Consider the following 16,216-nt stretch of genomic DNA (forward strand, 5'->3'; position numbering starts at 1 on the left):
GCTAAAAACTTTGGCAGGACATGACGTTCAATACGGGAAACATCGGACCCGTCGTAGTTTTTCAAGAATCAAAGAGGTTCTTGATTTACCAAACTTGATTGAAATCCAGACAGATTCATTCAAAGATTTCTTGAATCATGGCTTGAAGGAAGTCTTTGAAGATGTGCTTCCGATCTCAAACTTCACGGATACAATGGAATTGGAATTTGTGGGTTATGAAATCCGCGAACCCAAGTATTCGCTTGAAGAAGCGCGCATCCACGATGCCAGCTACTCAGCACCAATCTTTGTGACCTTCCGTTTGGTTAACAAAGAAACAGGTGAAATCAAGACCCAAGAAGTTTTCTTTGGTGATTTCCCAATCATGACTGAAATGGGGACCTTCATCATCAATGGTGGAGAACGGATTATCGTTTCTCAGTTAGTCCGTTCACCAGGTGTCTACTTCAATGATAAGGTGGACAAGAATGGTAAGGTTGGTTATGGATCAACTGTTATCCCTAACCGTGGGGCTTGGTTAGAACTTGAAACCGACTCAAAAGACATTGCCTACACCCGCATCGACCGCACACGTAAAATTCCATTTACAACGCTTGTGCGTGCTCTTGGATTTTCAGGAGATGATGAAATCATTGATATCTTTGGGGACAGCGAATTGGTTCGCAATACCATCGAAAAAGATATCCACAAAAACCCAATGGACTCACGGACAGATGAAGCCCTCAAAGAAATCTACGAGCGTCTTCGTCCAGGTGAACCAAAAACAGCGGAAAGCTCACGTAGCTTGTTGGTAGCCCGTTTCTTTGATCCACGTCGTTATGATTTGGCACCAGTTGGTCGCTACAAGATCAACAAGAAACTCAATATCAAGAACCGCTTGTTGAATCAAACAATCGCAGAACCATTGGTGGATGCTGAAACAGGGGAAATTCTTGTAGAAGCTGGCACAGTGATGACGCGCGATGTGATTGACAGCATCTCAGAACAATTGGATAACGGTTTGAACAAAATCACCTACATTCCAAATGATGCTGCTGTTTTGACAGAGCCAGTAGAATTGCAAAAATTCAAAGTTGTCGCTCCGACAGATCCAGACCGCGTTGTCACCATCATCGGAAATGCTAACCCATCTGACAAAGTGCGCATCATCACACCTGCTGATATCTTGGCAGAGATGAGCTATTTCTTGAACCTTGCAGAAGGTCTTGGCCGTGTAGATGATATCGACCACCTTGGAAACCGTCGGATTCGTGCTGTTGGTGAATTGCTTGCCAACCAAGTGCGTCTTGGACTTTCACGGATGGAGCGAAACGTTCGCGAACGGATGTCTGTACAAGATAATGATGCCTTGACACCACAACAAATCATCAACATTCGTCCAGTAACTGCAGCGATTAAAGAATTCTTTGGATCTTCCCAATTGTCACAGTTCATGGACCAACACAACCCACTTTCTGAGTTGTCACACAAACGTCGTTTGTCTGCCTTAGGGCCTGGTGGTTTGACACGTGACCGTGCCGGATATGAAGTGCGCGACGTGCACTATACCCACTATGGTCGTATGTGTCCAATCGAAACACCTGAAGGACCAAACATCGGTTTGATCAACAACTTGTCTTCATATGGACATTTGAACAAATATGGCTTCATTCAAACACCATACCGTAAGGTAGACCGTGCAACTGGTAAAGTAACTAACGAAATCGTTTGGTTGACAGCCGATGAAGAAGATGAATACACAGTTGCGCAAGCTAACTCAAAATTAAACGCCGATGGAACTTTCGCAGAAAAAGTTGTCATGGGACGCCACCAAGGGGTTAACCAAGAATATCCAGCATCAAGTGTTGATTATATGGATGTTTCTCCAAAACAGGTAGTTGCCGTTGCGACTGCATGTATTCCTTTCTTGGAAAACGATGACTCCAACCGTGCCCTCATGGGTGCGAACATGCAACGTCAGGCTGTGCCATTGATTGATCCCAAAGCCCCTTATGTGGGTACTGGTATGGAATACCAAGCAGCACATGACTCTGGAGCGGCTGTTATCGCTCAATACGATGGTAAAGTTACTTATGCAGATGCGGACAAGGTAGAAGTTCGTCGGGAAGATGGATCTCTTGATGTTTACCATATCCAAAAATTCCGTCGTTCAAACTCAGGTACGGCATACAACCAACGTACTCTTGTAAAAGTTGGCGATGTTGTTGAAAAAGGTGACTTTATCGCTGATGGCCCTTCTATGGAAAAAGGTGAAATGGCGCTTGGACAAAACCCAATCGTTGCCTACATGACATGGGAAGGGTACAACTTCGAGGATGCCGTTATCATGAGCGAACGCTTGGTGAAAGACGATGTCTACACATCTGTTCATTTGGAAGAATTCGAATCAGAAACACGCGATACCAAGTTAGGACCTGAAGAAATTACCCGTGAAATTCCAAACGTTGGGGAAGATGCTCTTCGTGACTTGGATGAAACAGGTATTATCCGTATTGGTGCGGAAGTAAAAGAAGGCGATATCCTTGTCGGTAAGGTAACACCGAAGGGTGAAAAAGACCTTTCTGCTGAAGAACGTCTCCTTCACGCTATCTTTGGAGATAAATCTCGTGAAGTGCGTGATACATCACTCCGTGTACCTCACGGTGGAGATGGGGTCGTTCGCGATGTTAAGATCTTTACCCGTGCAAATGGAGATGAATTGCAATCTGGTGTCAACATGTTAGTTCGTGTTTACATCGCACAAAAACGGAAGATCCGCGTCGGAGATAAGATGGCCGGTCGTCACGGAAACAAAGGGGTTGTGTCTCGTATTGTTCCAGTTGAAGATATGCCTTACCTTCCAGACGGTACACCGGTTGATATCATGTTGAACCCTCTTGGGGTGCCATCACGTATGAATATCGGTCAGGTTATGGAACTTCACCTTGGTATGGCAGCTCGTAACTTGGGTATTCACATCGCAACACCAGTCTTTGATGGAGCAAGCTCAGAAGATCTCTGGGATACTGTGAAAGAAGCTGGTATGGATAGTGATGCCAAGACCATTCTTTACGATGGACGTACAGGTGAGCCGTTTGACAACCGTGTCTCTGTCGGTGTCATGTACATGATCAAGCTTCACCACATGGTTGATGATAAACTCCATGCCCGTTCAGTCGGACCATACTCAATGGTTACCCAACAACCACTCGGAGGGAAAGCTCAGTTTGGTGGACAACGTTTTGGGGAAATGGAAGTGTGGGCCCTTGAGGCTTATGGTGCGTCAAATGTCCTTCAAGAAATCTTGACTTACAAGTCAGATGATGTCAACGGACGTTTGAAAGCTTATGAAGCGATTACCAAAGGTAAACCAATTCCAAAACCAGGTGTACCAGAATCCTTCCGCGTTCTTGTCAAAGAATTGCAATCACTTGGTCTTGACATGCGTGTCTTGGACGAAGATGATCAAGAAGTGGAACTTCGTGACCTTGATGAAGGGGAAGACGATGATGTGATTCATGTGGATGACCTTGAAAAAGCACGTGAAAAAGCAGCAAAGGAAGCAAAAGCAGCCTTTGATGCTGAAGAATCAGAAAAATAATCAGTAAAAATGATTGTCCTGTGAGAAACCAATGTTTCTGACAGGATGATTCGATAACAAGATACAGACACAAGGAGGTGGCAAGAAAGTTTCCTTTCTTCCCCCACCTAAGCTGTATCCAAATGAAACAAGTATGAAAACAAGGAAAGGTAAGAAATAGTGGTTGATGTAAATCGTTTTAAAAGTATGCAAATCACCCTAGCTTCTCCAAGCAAGGTCCGTTCATGGTCTTATGGAGAGGTCAAGAAACCTGAAACAATCAACTACCGTACATTGAAACCAGAACGTGAAGGTCTCTTTGATGAAGTCATCTTTGGACCTACAAAAGACTGGGAATGTGCGTGTGGGAAATACAAACGGATCCGTTACAAAGGGATCGTTTGTGACCGCTGTGGGGTTGAAGTAACACGTGCAAAAGTTCGTCGCGAACGCATGGGGCACATCGAGTTGAAAGCACCTGTATCACACATCTGGTACTTCAAAGGAATCCCTTCTCGTATGGGATTGACTTTGGATATGAGCCCTCGTGCCCTTGAAGAAGTCATCTACTTCGCAGCTTACGTGGTGATCGATCCAAAAGATACTCCACTTGAGCACAAATCCATTATGACGGAACGCGAATACCGTGAACGCTTGCGTGAATACGGACCAGGCTCCTTTGTAGCTAAGATGGGTGCAGAAGCGATCCAGGACCTCTTGAAACAAGTGGATTTGGAAGCTGAAATTACTCTCTTGAAAGAAGAATTGAAGACTGCAACTGGTCAAAAACGTGTGAAAGCAGTTCGTCGTTTGGATGTCTTGGATGCCTTCTACAAATCTGGCAACAAGCCAGAATGGATGGTCCTCAACATCCTTCCCGTTATTCCACCAGATCTTCGTCCGATGGTCCAATTGGATGGTGGCCGTTTTGCTGCCTCTGACTTGAACGATCTTTATCGTCGGGTTATTAACCGGAACAACCGTTTGGCTCGTTTGTTGGAATTGAATGCCCCTGGTATCATCGTGCAAAACGAAAAACGGATGCTCCAAGAAGCCGTTGATGCTTTGATCGATAACGGGCGTCGTGGTCGTCCGATCACAGGACCAGGTAGCCGTCCACTGAAATCATTGAGCCATATGCTCAAAGGGAAACAAGGACGCTTCCGTCAAAACTTGCTCGGTAAACGGGTGGACTTCTCAGGACGTTCCGTTATCGCCGTTGGTCCAACTCTTAAGATGTACCAATGTGGTGTGCCACGTGAAATGGCCATCGAGCTCTTTAAACCATTCGTGATGCGCGAAATCGTTGCGCGCGATATCGTACAAAACGTTAAAGCTGCAAAACGCTTGGTCGAACGTGGAGATGAACGCATCTGGGATATCTTAGAAGAAGTCATCAAAGAACACCCAGTTCTCTTGAACCGCGCACCGACCCTTCACCGTTTGGGGATCCAAGCCTTTGAACCTGTCTTGATTGACGGGAAAGCCCTTCGCTTGCACCCACTTGTCTGTGAAGCCTACAATGCCGACTTTGACGGTGACCAAATGGCCATCCACGTCCCATTATCAGAAGAAGCCCAAGCAGAAGCTCGTATCTTGATGCTGGCTGCTGAGCACATCTTGAATCCAAAAGACGGGAAGCCAGTCGTTACCCCATCTCAGGATATGGTATTGGGGAACTACTACCTCACTATGGAAGAAGCTGGTCGTGAAGGCGAAGGCATGGTCTTCAAAGACCGTGATGAAGCGGTCATGGCTCTTCGCAATGGCTATGTTCACTTGCATACTCGTGTCGGAATTGCGACGGATAGCTTGAACAAACCATGGACAGAAGCGCAACAACACAAGATTCTCTTGACAACTGTTGGTAAGATCCTCTTTAACGATATCATGCCTGCAGAACTTCCATATCTTCAAGAGCCAAATAATGCCAACTTGACAGAAGGTGTTCCAGCTAAGTATTTCTTGGAGCCTGGTCAAGATGTCAAAGCGGCGATTGAGAAATTGGAATTAAATGTTCCATTCAAGAAGAAAAACCTTGGAAACATCATCGCAGAAATCTTCAAACGCTTCCGTACAACTGAAACTTCTGCTTTCTTGGACCGCTTGAAAGACTTGGGTTACCATCACTCAACCCTTGCTGGTTTGACAGTGGGGATTGCCGATATTCCGGTCGTTGAAGATAAGGCAGAGATCATTGAAGAATCTCACAAACGTGTGGAACAAATCACGAAACAATTCCGTCGTGGTTTGATCACAGATGACGAACGCTACAATGCCGTTACAGCTGAATGGCGTGCAGCCCGTGAGAAATTGGAAAAACGCTTGGTAGATAACCAAGATCCGAAGAACCCAATCGTTATGATGATGGACTCTGGAGCCCGTGGTAACATCTCAAACTTCTCGCAACTTGCCGGTATGCGTGGTTTGATGGCCGCTCCAAACGGACGGATCATGGAATTGCCAATCCTTTCAAACTTCCGCGAAGGTTTGTCAGTACTCGAAATGTTCTTCTCAACTCACGGTGCCCGTAAAGGGATGACCGATACGGCTTTGAAGACCGCAGACTCAGGTTACTTGACTCGTCGTTTGGTTGACGTTGCCCAAGACGTTATTATTCGTGAAGATGACTGTGGAACAGACCGTGGACTTGTGATCCGTGCTATTACTGATGGCAAAGAAATGATCGAGCCACTCGAAGAACGCTTGACTGGTCGTTATACCAAGAAATCTGTTAAACATCCTGAAACAGGTGAAGTCATCGTTGGTCCAGATACCTTGATTTCAGAAGACCTAGCACGTGAAATTGTCAATGCTGGTGTGGAAGAAGTCACTATCCGCTCTGTCTTTACATGTAACACCCGCCATGGTGTCTGCCGTCACTGTTATGGTATCAACTTGGCGACTGGTGATGCGGTTGAAGTTGGTGAAGCAGTCGGAACCATCGCTGCCCAATCTATCGGGGAACCTGGTACACAGCTTACAATGCGTACCTTCCACACGGGTGGGGTTGCCTCAAATACCGATATCACGCAAGGTCTTCCTCGTGTCCAAGAAATCTTTGAAGCCCGCAATCCAAAAGGGGAAGCGGTCATCACTGAGGTCAAAGGGGAAGTCACAGCCATCGAAGAAGATGCTTCTACACGCACTAAGAAAGTCTTTGTTAGTGGAGCAACTGGTGAGGGTGAATACGTCGTCCCTTACACTGCCCGCATGAAAGTCGAAGTGGGAGATCAAGTCTCTCGTGGTGCAGCTCTGACAGAAGGGTCTATCCAACCAAAACGTCTCCTTGCCGTTCGTGATGTCTTGTCGGTTGAAACTTACCTTCTTGCGGAAGTACAAAAAGTATACCGTAGCCAAGGGGTAGAAATCGGCGATAAACACATCGAGGTAATGGTGCGTCAAATGATCCGTAAAGTACGTGTCATGGATCCAGGAGACACAGATCTTCTCATGGGTACTCTGATGGACATTACAGACTTTACAGATGCCAATAAGGATGTCCTTATTTCTGGTGGAGTTCCTGCGACTGCTCGTCCAGTCCTTATGGGAATTACCAAAGCATCACTTGAAACCAATAGTTTCTTGTCTGCAGCTTCCTTCCAAGAAACAACTCGTGTTCTTACTGACGCAGCGATCCGTGGTAAGAAAGACCATCTCCTTGGACTTAAGGAAAATGTTATCATCGGTAAGATTATTCCTGCAGGTACAGGGATGGCTCGTTACCGTAACTTGGAACCACAAGCGATTAATGAAGTTGAAATCATCGAAGAAGTGCCAGTAACAGATGGAACAGTCGATGAAGTTCAAACAGCTGAAGTCGTAGAAGAATAAGAAAATAAAGTCGGAACTACATGTTCCGACTTTTTTTTGAAAAAATTATAAAAATTTATTATTTGAAAAATAATTGTATAATTATTGAATTATTTTTTTACCAAAAATATTAGCCCGTAAAAAGTAATGTCTTATTTGCTTACAATTAGTGATAAAATGGATATGTATTCTAAACTTCAAAATAATAAAATGACTAACTATTAGTAATTTCTTTATAAAACCCAAAATCGGTTTGACAATTCAAGTCATTGGCGGTAGAATGAAAAAAGATGTACACAAATTAAAAAAATGTCGAATTACATGCATGTCGACGGGGGAAGTTTATGGGAAAATTGAAAATTATGGTTGTGTTTGGGACGCGACCGGAGGCCATTAAAATGGCCCCTTTGGTGTTGGAGTTGCAAAAACAAAAGGAGGTTATTGAGACCATCACAGTGGTCACTGCCCAGCACCGTCAAATGCTGGACCAGGTTTTAGAAACCTTTAACATCGTACCTGATTACGATTTGGATATTATGGGGAAAAGCCAGACCTTATTAGACATTACCTCTAAAATTCTGAATCAATTAGATCCAGTTATCAAAAAAGAAAAGCCGGATATGGTGCTCGTCCATGGAGATACGACAACCACCTTTGCGGCAAGTCTGGTTGCCTTTTACAACCAAGTCCGCATTGGTCACGTCGAAGCTGGTTTGAGAACCTTTGATAAATATTCTCCATATCCAGAAGAGATGAATCGTCAAATGACGGATGATTTAGCGGATCTGTATTTTGCGCCGACGGGTGAAAGTAAGGCCAATCTCTTAAAAGAAAATCATCCGGAATCCTCTATTGTGGTGACAGGAAATACTGCCATTGATGCGCTGAAACTCACGGTTCAAGAGGACTATCACCACGAAGTGTTGGATCAATTGGATCCAGCTAAAAAAGTCATCCTGGTCACCATGCATCGAAGAGAAAATCAAGGCCAACCCATGCGAGCGGTCTTTGGGGCTCTGAGAGAAATGGTGGATCAAGAACCGACTATTGAAGTGGTTTACCCAGTGCATCTTAGTCCAGCGGTCCAAGAGGCGGCAAACGATCTATTAGGAGATCATGATCGGATCCACCTCATCGCACCTTTAGATGTGCTTGACTTCCACAACTTAGCTTCTAGAAGTTACTTTATCATGTCGGATTCAGGTGGGGTGCAAGAGGAGGCACCATCATTAGGAAAACCGGTATTGGTATTGCGCGATACAACGGAACGCCCAGAAGGGGTCAAAGCAGGGACCTTGAAATTAGTTGGAACGGATCCTGCCGTCGTCAAAATGACGATGACAGAGCTCTTAACCAACGAAAGCCTGTATCTTCAAATGGCAAATGCCCGAAATCCTTATGGGGATGGAAAAGCTTCTGAGCGAATCGTACAAGCCATTAAACATTCCTTTGGCCAGGGGGAGGCTGCCGAAGAATTTCATGAGGGAGAGAAAGAATAAATGAAAAAAACGGAAAAGTTAAGTAGATGGTTGCTGATTTTGATTGTTTTTGAAGTACTTCTTTTACTTTACTGCTTGTTTTTTGCAAGAGAGATTCTGATTGAAGAAGGATTATTCTTTGTTTTAGGATTATTTTCTGCCATTGTTTTATCGGATTTATTGTTGACATGGACCATCCTTTTGTCATTTGCCCTAGGGATTGTCTTTTTGGTGGCGGGTGTTGTCTATATCCCGTTCCATCAAGCCTTACTCTTACTTTTTAGTTTTCCGATCTTGATTGGAATCTTGATTCAAATTCGTTATCACCTCTTTAAAGAGATTGCAAAAGTAAAGGATCAAGAGCCAGAAGCTTACGCAGATTACCGCAATCGCATCGCTTCTTACAGCGGACAAACCAATGATACGATTCAAGCCTTACTCATTCACTGGTCGCACGAGGAATTGTTCTTCCAATTGCAACCGAGGGAATACAATCGGACCTTGAACCAAATCAACTATTTGTTAACGCATCATCTGAAACCAAATGAAAGCTTGTATTATGTATCAGACGGTAATTTTTTGATCTTATCTTCTAATAGTGAGCAGGATCTGCAGAGCAATTATATGACGGTCTTAAAACCGCAGTTGGAAGGACTGGTTTTCCAAGGAGAAGATGGAATTCAGGGCATCCAATTTCAGTCAGGATTTCTTGTAGTGGATCAATCCAATCGAACTAAATACTATCGCTATAAAGAAGTGATTCGTTACTTAAAACGTCAACTTGAAACAGATATTATTGTGGAATATTAGGAGGAAGACATGTCTCTTACAAATATATTTTTTAATATAGCTGTAGGCATTAGTGTATTTTTTGCCTTGTGCTTTATTGTATTATTTGTAGCTTATACGGTGATTTACCGCCGTGTCAATAAAAACTTTAAGGCGGTGGACCATGATTAGTCAAATTGTGATGATTATTGCCTTGATTTCGATTTGGCTGTCCTTAGCATGGGGCCTAGTAATCCTCTTTTCAGCTGTTCATTTTTGGTTTAAACACAGTGATTTTCGTGTCAATACGGATCCGCTTCCTTATTATCCAAAAGTGACGATCGTCGTACCCGCCCATAATGAAGATGTGGTTATTGCACAAACCGCCAAAGCGATCCTTGATATGAACTACCCACATGATCGTGTAGAATTACTGCTCTTTGCGGATAATTGTTCCGATCGCACCTATGAAGAGTGTTTAGCGGTTAAAGCATTGCCAGAGTATGCAGGACGTGATTTGACCATTATCAATCGAAGTGGGACAGGTGGGAAAGCCGGTGTGCTAAATGACGCTTTGGCGATGGCGACTGGAGACTATATCTGCGTCTATGATGCAGATGCCATGCCTGAAAAGAATGCTCTTTATTTCCTTGTGAAAGAAGTGCTCAAAGATCCAGAACGTCATGTGGCTTCTTTCGGTCGCAATAAAACACGGAATGCCAATCAAAACTTCTTGACCCGCTGTATCAACCAAGAGATTGTTGTCACCCAACGGGTTCATCATGTGGGCATGTGGCATCTCTTCAAGATTGGACGGATTCCAGGAACCAATTTCATTATTCAAACTGAGTTTGTCAAGAGTATTGGAGGATGGAAAAATGGTGCCTTAACAGAAGATACCGATATTTCCTTCAAGATTATGCAAAGTGGGAAGTTGATTGCGCTAGCCTATAATTCAGAAGCCTTCCAACAAGAGCCGGAAACTCTGAAGAGTTATTATATGCAACGGAAACGTTGGGCCAAAGGGAATTATGAAGTGGTTCTTTCTAACTTCAAGCATTTATTTGGTAAGGGAAATTGGCGCGTGAAGTTAGAAGTGACTAACTATTCCTGTGTTTTCTTCTGGTTTAATGCAGCGATCATCTTATCTGATTTGATCTTTTTTGCCAATATTCTGGCCATGTGTATCCATACAGTGGTACCAGGTGTTCAGATTCCGTTTGCTTTTGATTCTGAAAATATCTATATTGCGCAGTTGATGCTCTTCAATTGGGTCTTGATGATTGGGCTTTATCTTCTTCAGATTAATGTGGCTCTTGCCTCACAATTTGGTCAAGCAACCACCAAGCAAATTTGGTTAGCCCTAGCTGCCTATTTCACCTATTCTCAACTGTTTATCATTGTGTCAATTGATGCCATCTCTTCGATTGTGATGGATAAACTATTGCACCGGAAAGAAACCAAATGGGTTAAAACAAAACGATTCGCAGGATAGGAGAAATTATGAATACGAAAAAGATGAGATATGTATGGTTTCTAGTCATCCTTTGCATTTTCTGTTTGACCTTGTTTTTAGCGAGAACGAGAAGTAAAGTGGAGATGCGAAATCGAATTTATCGTCAGTGGAATGAGCATTTTGTTGTTTCAAAAGGGAAAGAATCCTATGTTCGAACTACCAATGATCGCAATCAAACGGTGGTTTTATCCGAGGCACAAAGTTATGGAATGCTGATTACTGTCGCAGCTGCCGAAAAAGGACAAGCCCAACAAGCAGACTTTGACCGACTCTATCAATATTATCTAAATCATCGCTTAGAAGGCACCCAATTGATGTCTTGGAAACAAACTATTGCCAATGGGGAGGCGAGTGTTGAGGGGCATAACGCAACAGATGGTGATCTCTACATTGCCTATGCTCTTCTAAAAGCTGCTCGGCAATGGCCAAAGCAAGCTAAAGACTACCAAGCACAAGCAAAAGCGATTTTAGAAGATGTTCTCTCATACAATTACAATGAAGAAAACGGTGTATTAACGGTGGGAAATTGGGCCAATCAGGATTCGGAATTTTATCATTTGATGCGGACGTCTGATACATTGCCAGCACAATTCCAGATCTTTTATGAAGTGACAAAAGATTCGAAGTGGTTGGCTATCAAAGAAAAGATGTTGCAGCAACTCCAAACGATTAGCTCCCAAACAAAAACAGGTTTACTACCTGATTTCATCTGGGTAGATGAGCAAGGAACGCGTGTAGCGGATCCCAAGACGATTGAATCCAAGTATGATGGTGCCTATTCTTATAACGCTTGTCGTCTTCCATACAACCTTATTCAAAGCAAGGACGCAGACAGTCAAAAATTGGTGAAAAAGATGCTAAACTTTTTCAAGAGTCAAAGAAACCTGTATGCGGGTTATGATTTGAAAGGGAAGGCCCTGAATATTCATCAGGCAGCAAGCTTTTTGGCACCGATTGTCTATGCCTCTGAACAAGAAAAAGGCTATTTGAAATTGGTTCAACAGAACAAGTATATCTTTACACAAGATCTACCTCTGAACAACTATTACGATGCAACCATGACAACTATGATTGCACTTGAATTGTTCTAAATACTTGAGAAGAGAGAGTTCCCCAAGATGGCTCGCCATTTTGTTGGGAAGCTCTTTTTTTGATTCTCGAAAAAAGGACCCAAGAGAAATCAAGTAGTCTATTTTTGAAAAAAATAGCAAAAATCAATTGAAAATTACCTGAAAAATGATGCTCTGAGCAGAAAACTTTTATTCTCAAAGGATTTTCTATATAATAGAGGATACAAAGGATGGAAGAGTTAATGTATCGAGTAATTGAAATGTACGGGGACTGTGAACCCTGGTGGTTTTTAGAAGGTTGGGAAGAAGATATCGTGAGTAGTCGGAAGTTTGAAGACTATTACCAGGCTTTGAAATACTACAAGCAGAAATGGTTGGAGTTGAATGCACACTTTCCAAGTTATAAGAGTCGGAGTGATCTCATGACAATCTTTTGGGATACCAAAGAGCAAGAGTGGTGTGAGGACTGCAGTGATGATGTGCAGTTTTTCCACTCGATTGTCCTCTTAGAAGACGAGCATAAGATCCCTAAAAGCAAGCTCCGTCCAGGTTATGAAAAGGAAAAAGGCAGTCGCAAACACCGTTCTTGTCAATATACAATCGATTCAAAAAAGGGGACGACCCTGTCATAAGAAAAATTCGGAAGATTTTTTAGAGCGATCTAGAAAGTCTTCTTTTTTGTCTTCTTTTTCGAATAGTATAAGTGAGAGGAGGAACTATGGTTCAAGAAATTGCAAAAAAATTGATCCGCCTGGGGAAAAAGGAAGAAGCTCAGGATCTTTACTTCATTCCTCGGAAGGAGGAGTACCAGGTTTTTATGAGGGTGGGAGATGAGAGACGTTTTGTACAGTCCTTCCCTTTTGAGGACATGACAGCTATTATTAGCCACTTCAAATTTGCGGCAGGGATGAATGTAGGAGAAAAAAGGCGCGACCAGCTAGGATCGTGTGATTACCCATTAGAGGATGGAGTGGTTTCGATTCGCTTGTCGACAGTGGGGGATTATCGTGGCTATGAAAGCTTGGTCATTCGGCTCTTGCATGATGAGGAACGTGAATTGCAGTTTTGGTTTGACCAGTTGCCGGACTTGCAGAAGAAATTGGCTGGTCGTGGGCTTTATCTTTTTGCGGGTCCCGTTGGCTCGGGAAAGACCACTCTCATGCATGCGTTGGCGCAAGAGCGCTTTGCGGACCAGCAAGTCATGTCCATTGAAGATCCTGTCGAGATCAAGCAAGAGAATATGCTTCAGCTCCAGCTGAATGACCAGATCGGCATGACCTATGACAACCTGATCAAACTCTCCTTGCGCCATCGGCCGGACCTTCTCATTATTGGAGAAATCCGAGATAAGGAAACAGCTCGTGCAGTCGTACGAGCTAGTTTGACAGGAGTCACCGTCTTCTCTACTATTCATGCCAAGAGCGTTCGAGGTGTTTATGAGAGGCTCTTAGAACTTGGAGTGAGCGAGGAAGAGCTCAAGATAGTTTTACAAGGTATTTGCTACCAACGATTAATTGCAGGAGGAGGTGTGATCGATTTTGCGACGGAAAACTACCAAGAGCACTCAGCCAGCCGCTGGAACCAACAAATGGATCTCTTGGCTCAATCGGGATATATCCAGCTGGCTCAGGCCCAAGCCGAAAAAATTATCTACCGCTAAACAAAAGCAAATCATTGAATTGTTTTTAAATCTTTATTCGAGTGGTTTTCATCTGTCTGAGGTTGTCGATTTTCTGGATCGCTCTCACCTAGTGGAGAGTCGTTTGGTTTCCCAGATGCGAGAGGACCTTTTTCGGGGGCGGAGTTTTTCAGAGATGATGGCAGGGATCGGTTTTTCAGATGCGGTGACGACACAGCTGTCTCTCGCTGAGCTTCATGGTAATCTTGCATTGAGCTTGGAGAAAATCAGTGCTTACCTAGAAAACATGCGCAAGGTCAAGAAAAAGCTGATTGAGGTGAGCACCTATCCTCTTATCTTACTTGGATTTTTAGTTCTGATTATGCTTGGCTTGCGTAATTATTTGCTCCCTCAAATGGATGCTCAAAATATTGGGACGCAATTGATCAGTTCCTTCCCCCAACTCTTTTTGGCCTTAGGAGCGGGACTGGTGACCTTCTTCTTACTCGGCTTTCTCTATTATCGAAAGTCAGGCAAGATCAACGTTTTTAGAACCTTGTCTCATCTGCCTTTTGGAAAAGGCATGATTCAAGCTTATTTGACAGCCTATTATGCTAGAGAATGGGGCAATCTGATTGGGCAAGGATTGGAGTTGTCTCAGATTTTTTCCATGATGCAGGACCAAAAATCCCAGCTTTTTCAAGAAATTGGAAGGGACTTAGCTCTTTCTTTAGACCGTGGCCAGTCTTTTTCAGAGACGGTCGGGGGGTATCCTTTTTTCAAAGAAGAATTGCCCCTTATGATTGAATATGGTGAAGTCAAATCAAAGCTTGGAAGTGAACTAGAGATCTACGCTGAAAAAACATGGGAAGATTTCTTTCGTCGGGTTCACAAGGCCATGAATGTGATACAACCCTTGGTGTTTATCTTTGTGGCTCTTGTGATTGTGTTACTCTATGCGACCATGTTGTCGCCGATTTATCAAAATATGGAGGTTCATTTATGAAAAAATTAAAAACCTATAAGGTTAAAGCCTTTACACTTATTGAAATGTTGGTGGTCTTATTGATCATCAGTGTGCTCTTATTGCTCTTTGTGCCGAATTTGACCAAGCAAAAAGACTCCGTGAAAGAGACAGGAAATGCAGCGGTTGTGAAGGTGGTCGAAAGCCAGGCTGAATTGTATGAGCTCAATCATACCAATGATCAAGCCACTCTAGCAAAACTGATTGCGGATGGAAATATTACCAACAAACAAGCAGAATCCTACCGTGCCTATCATGCAAAAAATAGTGGAGAAACTCGTGCGGTTGCAGATTAAGGCCTTCACCTTGGTGGAGACTCTTCTGACCTTGATGATCGTCAGTTTTATCTATCTGGGCTTATCGGGATCGATCAAGACGAGCTTTCAGCAGGTGGAAGAAAAAGTATTTTTTGCAGAGTTTGAACATCTCTATCAAGAAAGCCAAAAGATAGCATTGGCAAGGCAAACGGAATTGGATGTTGAAGTGACTGCAAGGAAGATTCAAACGCCCTACCAGACGGTGGAGATTCCTGATTCTGTCATTTTGCAAGATCCTAAAACTATTCGATTGGACCGAGCAGGTGGCAATTCTTCGCTAGCCAATGTTCACTTTCAGACACAGAGAGGAGTGGTGACTTATCAGCTTTCACTTGGAAATGGGAAAATTAAAAAAAGCATCCGTTCCCGCTAGTATTCTCCTAGAATCTCTGGTAGCCTTGGGTTTATTTGCCATGATTACGACCTTATTGTTAGGGGAGATCCGCCGTTCGCGCAAGGAGCGACTAGCGGATTTCAAAGAGGTAGAAGTCTTGTCGGTCGCTCAAATGGCGCTTCAGACGGGGAAAAATCATCTGGAGGCCAATGGTATTCAGGTTCAAGTCGAAAAAGATGCCGATCAACTCACAGTCTATCATCAAGGAAAGGTGGTGCTGCATGTGGAATAACGGAAAGATCAAGGCTTTTACCCTGCTCGAAGCCTTAGTCGCTCTCTCGGTGCTCAGTGGGGGAGTGTTGGTCTTTCAAGGCTTGACCAAGCTTCTGCATGCTGAATTGGGCTACCAGGCGCATCAAAAGCAGGAAGAATGGATACTTTTTCAGCAACAATTGCAGGTGGAATTGGACCGGAGTCATTTTGAAAAAGTGGAGAACAACCATATCTACTTGGTTCAGGATCAAAAACCAATTGCCATTGGTCAATCTAAAGGAGATGATATCCGAAAAACAGATGATAAGGGCAGGGGCTATCAGCCTATGATTTCAGGGGTTCACTCTAGTCAGATTTGGCAGGAGGGAGAGTTGATTCATCTGCGGTTGAATTTTGAAGATGGTCTAGAAAGGGAGTATGTCTACCATGTGGTACCAGCGATGTAA

Annotated in this window: 14 protein-coding genes; all 14 read left to right on the forward strand. The window is 43.6% G+C overall.

The window, feature by feature from the left end; translation table 11 throughout:
* Positions 1 to 10: 10 nt before the first annotated feature.
* The 14 genes from rpoB to comGF all read left to right on the forward strand — a co-directional run bounded on the left by rpoB (position 11) and on the right by comGF (position 16,216).
* Positions 11 to 3,580: a DNA-directed RNA polymerase subunit beta gene (rpoB, locus tag AB4X21_RS01095; protein ID WP_003004415.1), complete on the forward strand. Its 3,570-nt coding sequence runs from the start codon at positions 11 to 13 to the stop codon at positions 3,578 to 3,580.
* Positions 3,581 to 3,739: 159 nt separating this feature from the next.
* The gene (rpoC, locus tag AB4X21_RS01100; RefSeq protein ID WP_369088022.1) at positions 3,740 to 7,393 is read left to right on the forward strand and encodes a DNA-directed RNA polymerase subunit beta'; all 3,654 of its coding nucleotides are present in this window, start codon (positions 3,740 to 3,742) and stop codon (positions 7,391 to 7,393) included.
* A gap of 323 nt (positions 7,394 to 7,716) precedes the next feature.
* The gene (gene wecB, locus AB4X21_RS01105; RefSeq protein ID WP_320910984.1) at positions 7,717 to 8,871 is read left to right on the forward strand and encodes a non-hydrolyzing UDP-N-acetylglucosamine 2-epimerase; all 1,155 of its coding nucleotides are present in this window, start codon (positions 7,717 to 7,719) and stop codon (positions 8,869 to 8,871) included.
* Entirely contained in the window at positions 8,872 to 9,660 is a 789-nt protein-coding gene (locus AB4X21_RS01110) for a hypothetical protein (RefSeq protein ID WP_003004116.1), read from the forward strand.
* Positions 9,661 to 9,669: 9 nt separating this feature from the next.
* On the forward strand, positions 9,670 to 9,810 hold the full coding sequence (locus tag AB4X21_RS01115) for a hypothetical protein (protein WP_003004308.1): 141 nt from the start codon (positions 9,670 to 9,672) through the stop codon (positions 9,808 to 9,810).
* Positions 9,803 to 11,113, forward strand: coding sequence for a glycosyltransferase (locus AB4X21_RS01120; RefSeq protein WP_003004511.1), 1,311 nt, complete (start codon positions 9,803 to 9,805; stop codon positions 11,111 to 11,113). Before AB4X21_RS01115 ends, AB4X21_RS01120 begins: the two co-directional genes overlap by 8 nt.
* An 8-nt stretch (positions 11,114 to 11,121) precedes the next feature.
* Entirely contained in the window at positions 11,122 to 12,225 is a 1,104-nt protein-coding gene (locus AB4X21_RS01125; protein WP_369088023.1) for a glycosyl hydrolase family 8, read from the forward strand.
* Between the two features lie 221 nt (positions 12,226 to 12,446).
* The gene (locus tag AB4X21_RS01130) at positions 12,447 to 12,836 is read left to right on the forward strand and encodes a DUF1033 family protein (RefSeq protein ID WP_037607163.1); all 390 of its coding nucleotides are present in this window, start codon (positions 12,447 to 12,449) and stop codon (positions 12,834 to 12,836) included.
* 86 nt (positions 12,837 to 12,922) lie between these two features.
* Positions 12,923 to 13,864 (forward strand): competence type IV pilus ATPase ComGA, encoded by a 942-nt coding sequence (comGA, locus tag AB4X21_RS01135; RefSeq protein WP_369088024.1) that lies wholly within the window; start codon positions 12,923 to 12,925, stop codon positions 13,862 to 13,864.
* Positions 13,797 to 14,828, forward strand: a complete 1,032-nt coding sequence (gene comGB / locus AB4X21_RS01140) for a competence type IV pilus assembly protein ComGB (protein WP_369088354.1) — start codon at positions 13,797 to 13,799, stop codon at positions 14,826 to 14,828. The genes comGA and comGB overlap by 68 nt, the downstream gene beginning before the upstream one ends.
* Positions 14,825 to 15,142, forward strand: coding sequence for a competence type IV pilus major pilin ComGC (comGC, locus tag AB4X21_RS01145; RefSeq protein ID WP_369088025.1), 318 nt, complete (start codon positions 14,825 to 14,827; stop codon positions 15,140 to 15,142). Before comGB ends, comGC begins: the two co-directional genes overlap by 4 nt.
* Entirely contained in the window at positions 15,132 to 15,536 is a 405-nt protein-coding gene (comGD, locus tag AB4X21_RS01150; protein WP_003004513.1) for a competence type IV pilus minor pilin ComGD, read from the forward strand. Before comGC ends, comGD begins: the two co-directional genes overlap by 11 nt.
* A complete protein-coding gene (gene comGE / locus AB4X21_RS01155; RefSeq protein WP_369088026.1) occupies positions 15,502 to 15,789 on the forward strand; it encodes a competence type IV pilus minor pilin ComGE in 288 nt (95 codons plus the stop codon). Before comGD ends, comGE begins: the two co-directional genes overlap by 35 nt.
* The gene (gene comGF, locus AB4X21_RS01160) at positions 15,779 to 16,216 is read left to right on the forward strand and encodes a competence type IV pilus minor pilin ComGF (RefSeq protein ID WP_369088027.1); all 438 of its coding nucleotides are present in this window, start codon (positions 15,779 to 15,781) and stop codon (positions 16,214 to 16,216) included. The genes comGE and comGF overlap by 11 nt, the downstream gene beginning before the upstream one ends.

The sequence above is a fragment of the Streptococcus sp. CP1998 genome (genome assembly GCF_041026655.1).
In the GTDB taxonomy this organism is placed as follows: Bacteria; Bacillota; Bacilli; order Lactobacillales; family Streptococcaceae; genus Streptococcus; species Streptococcus dentalis.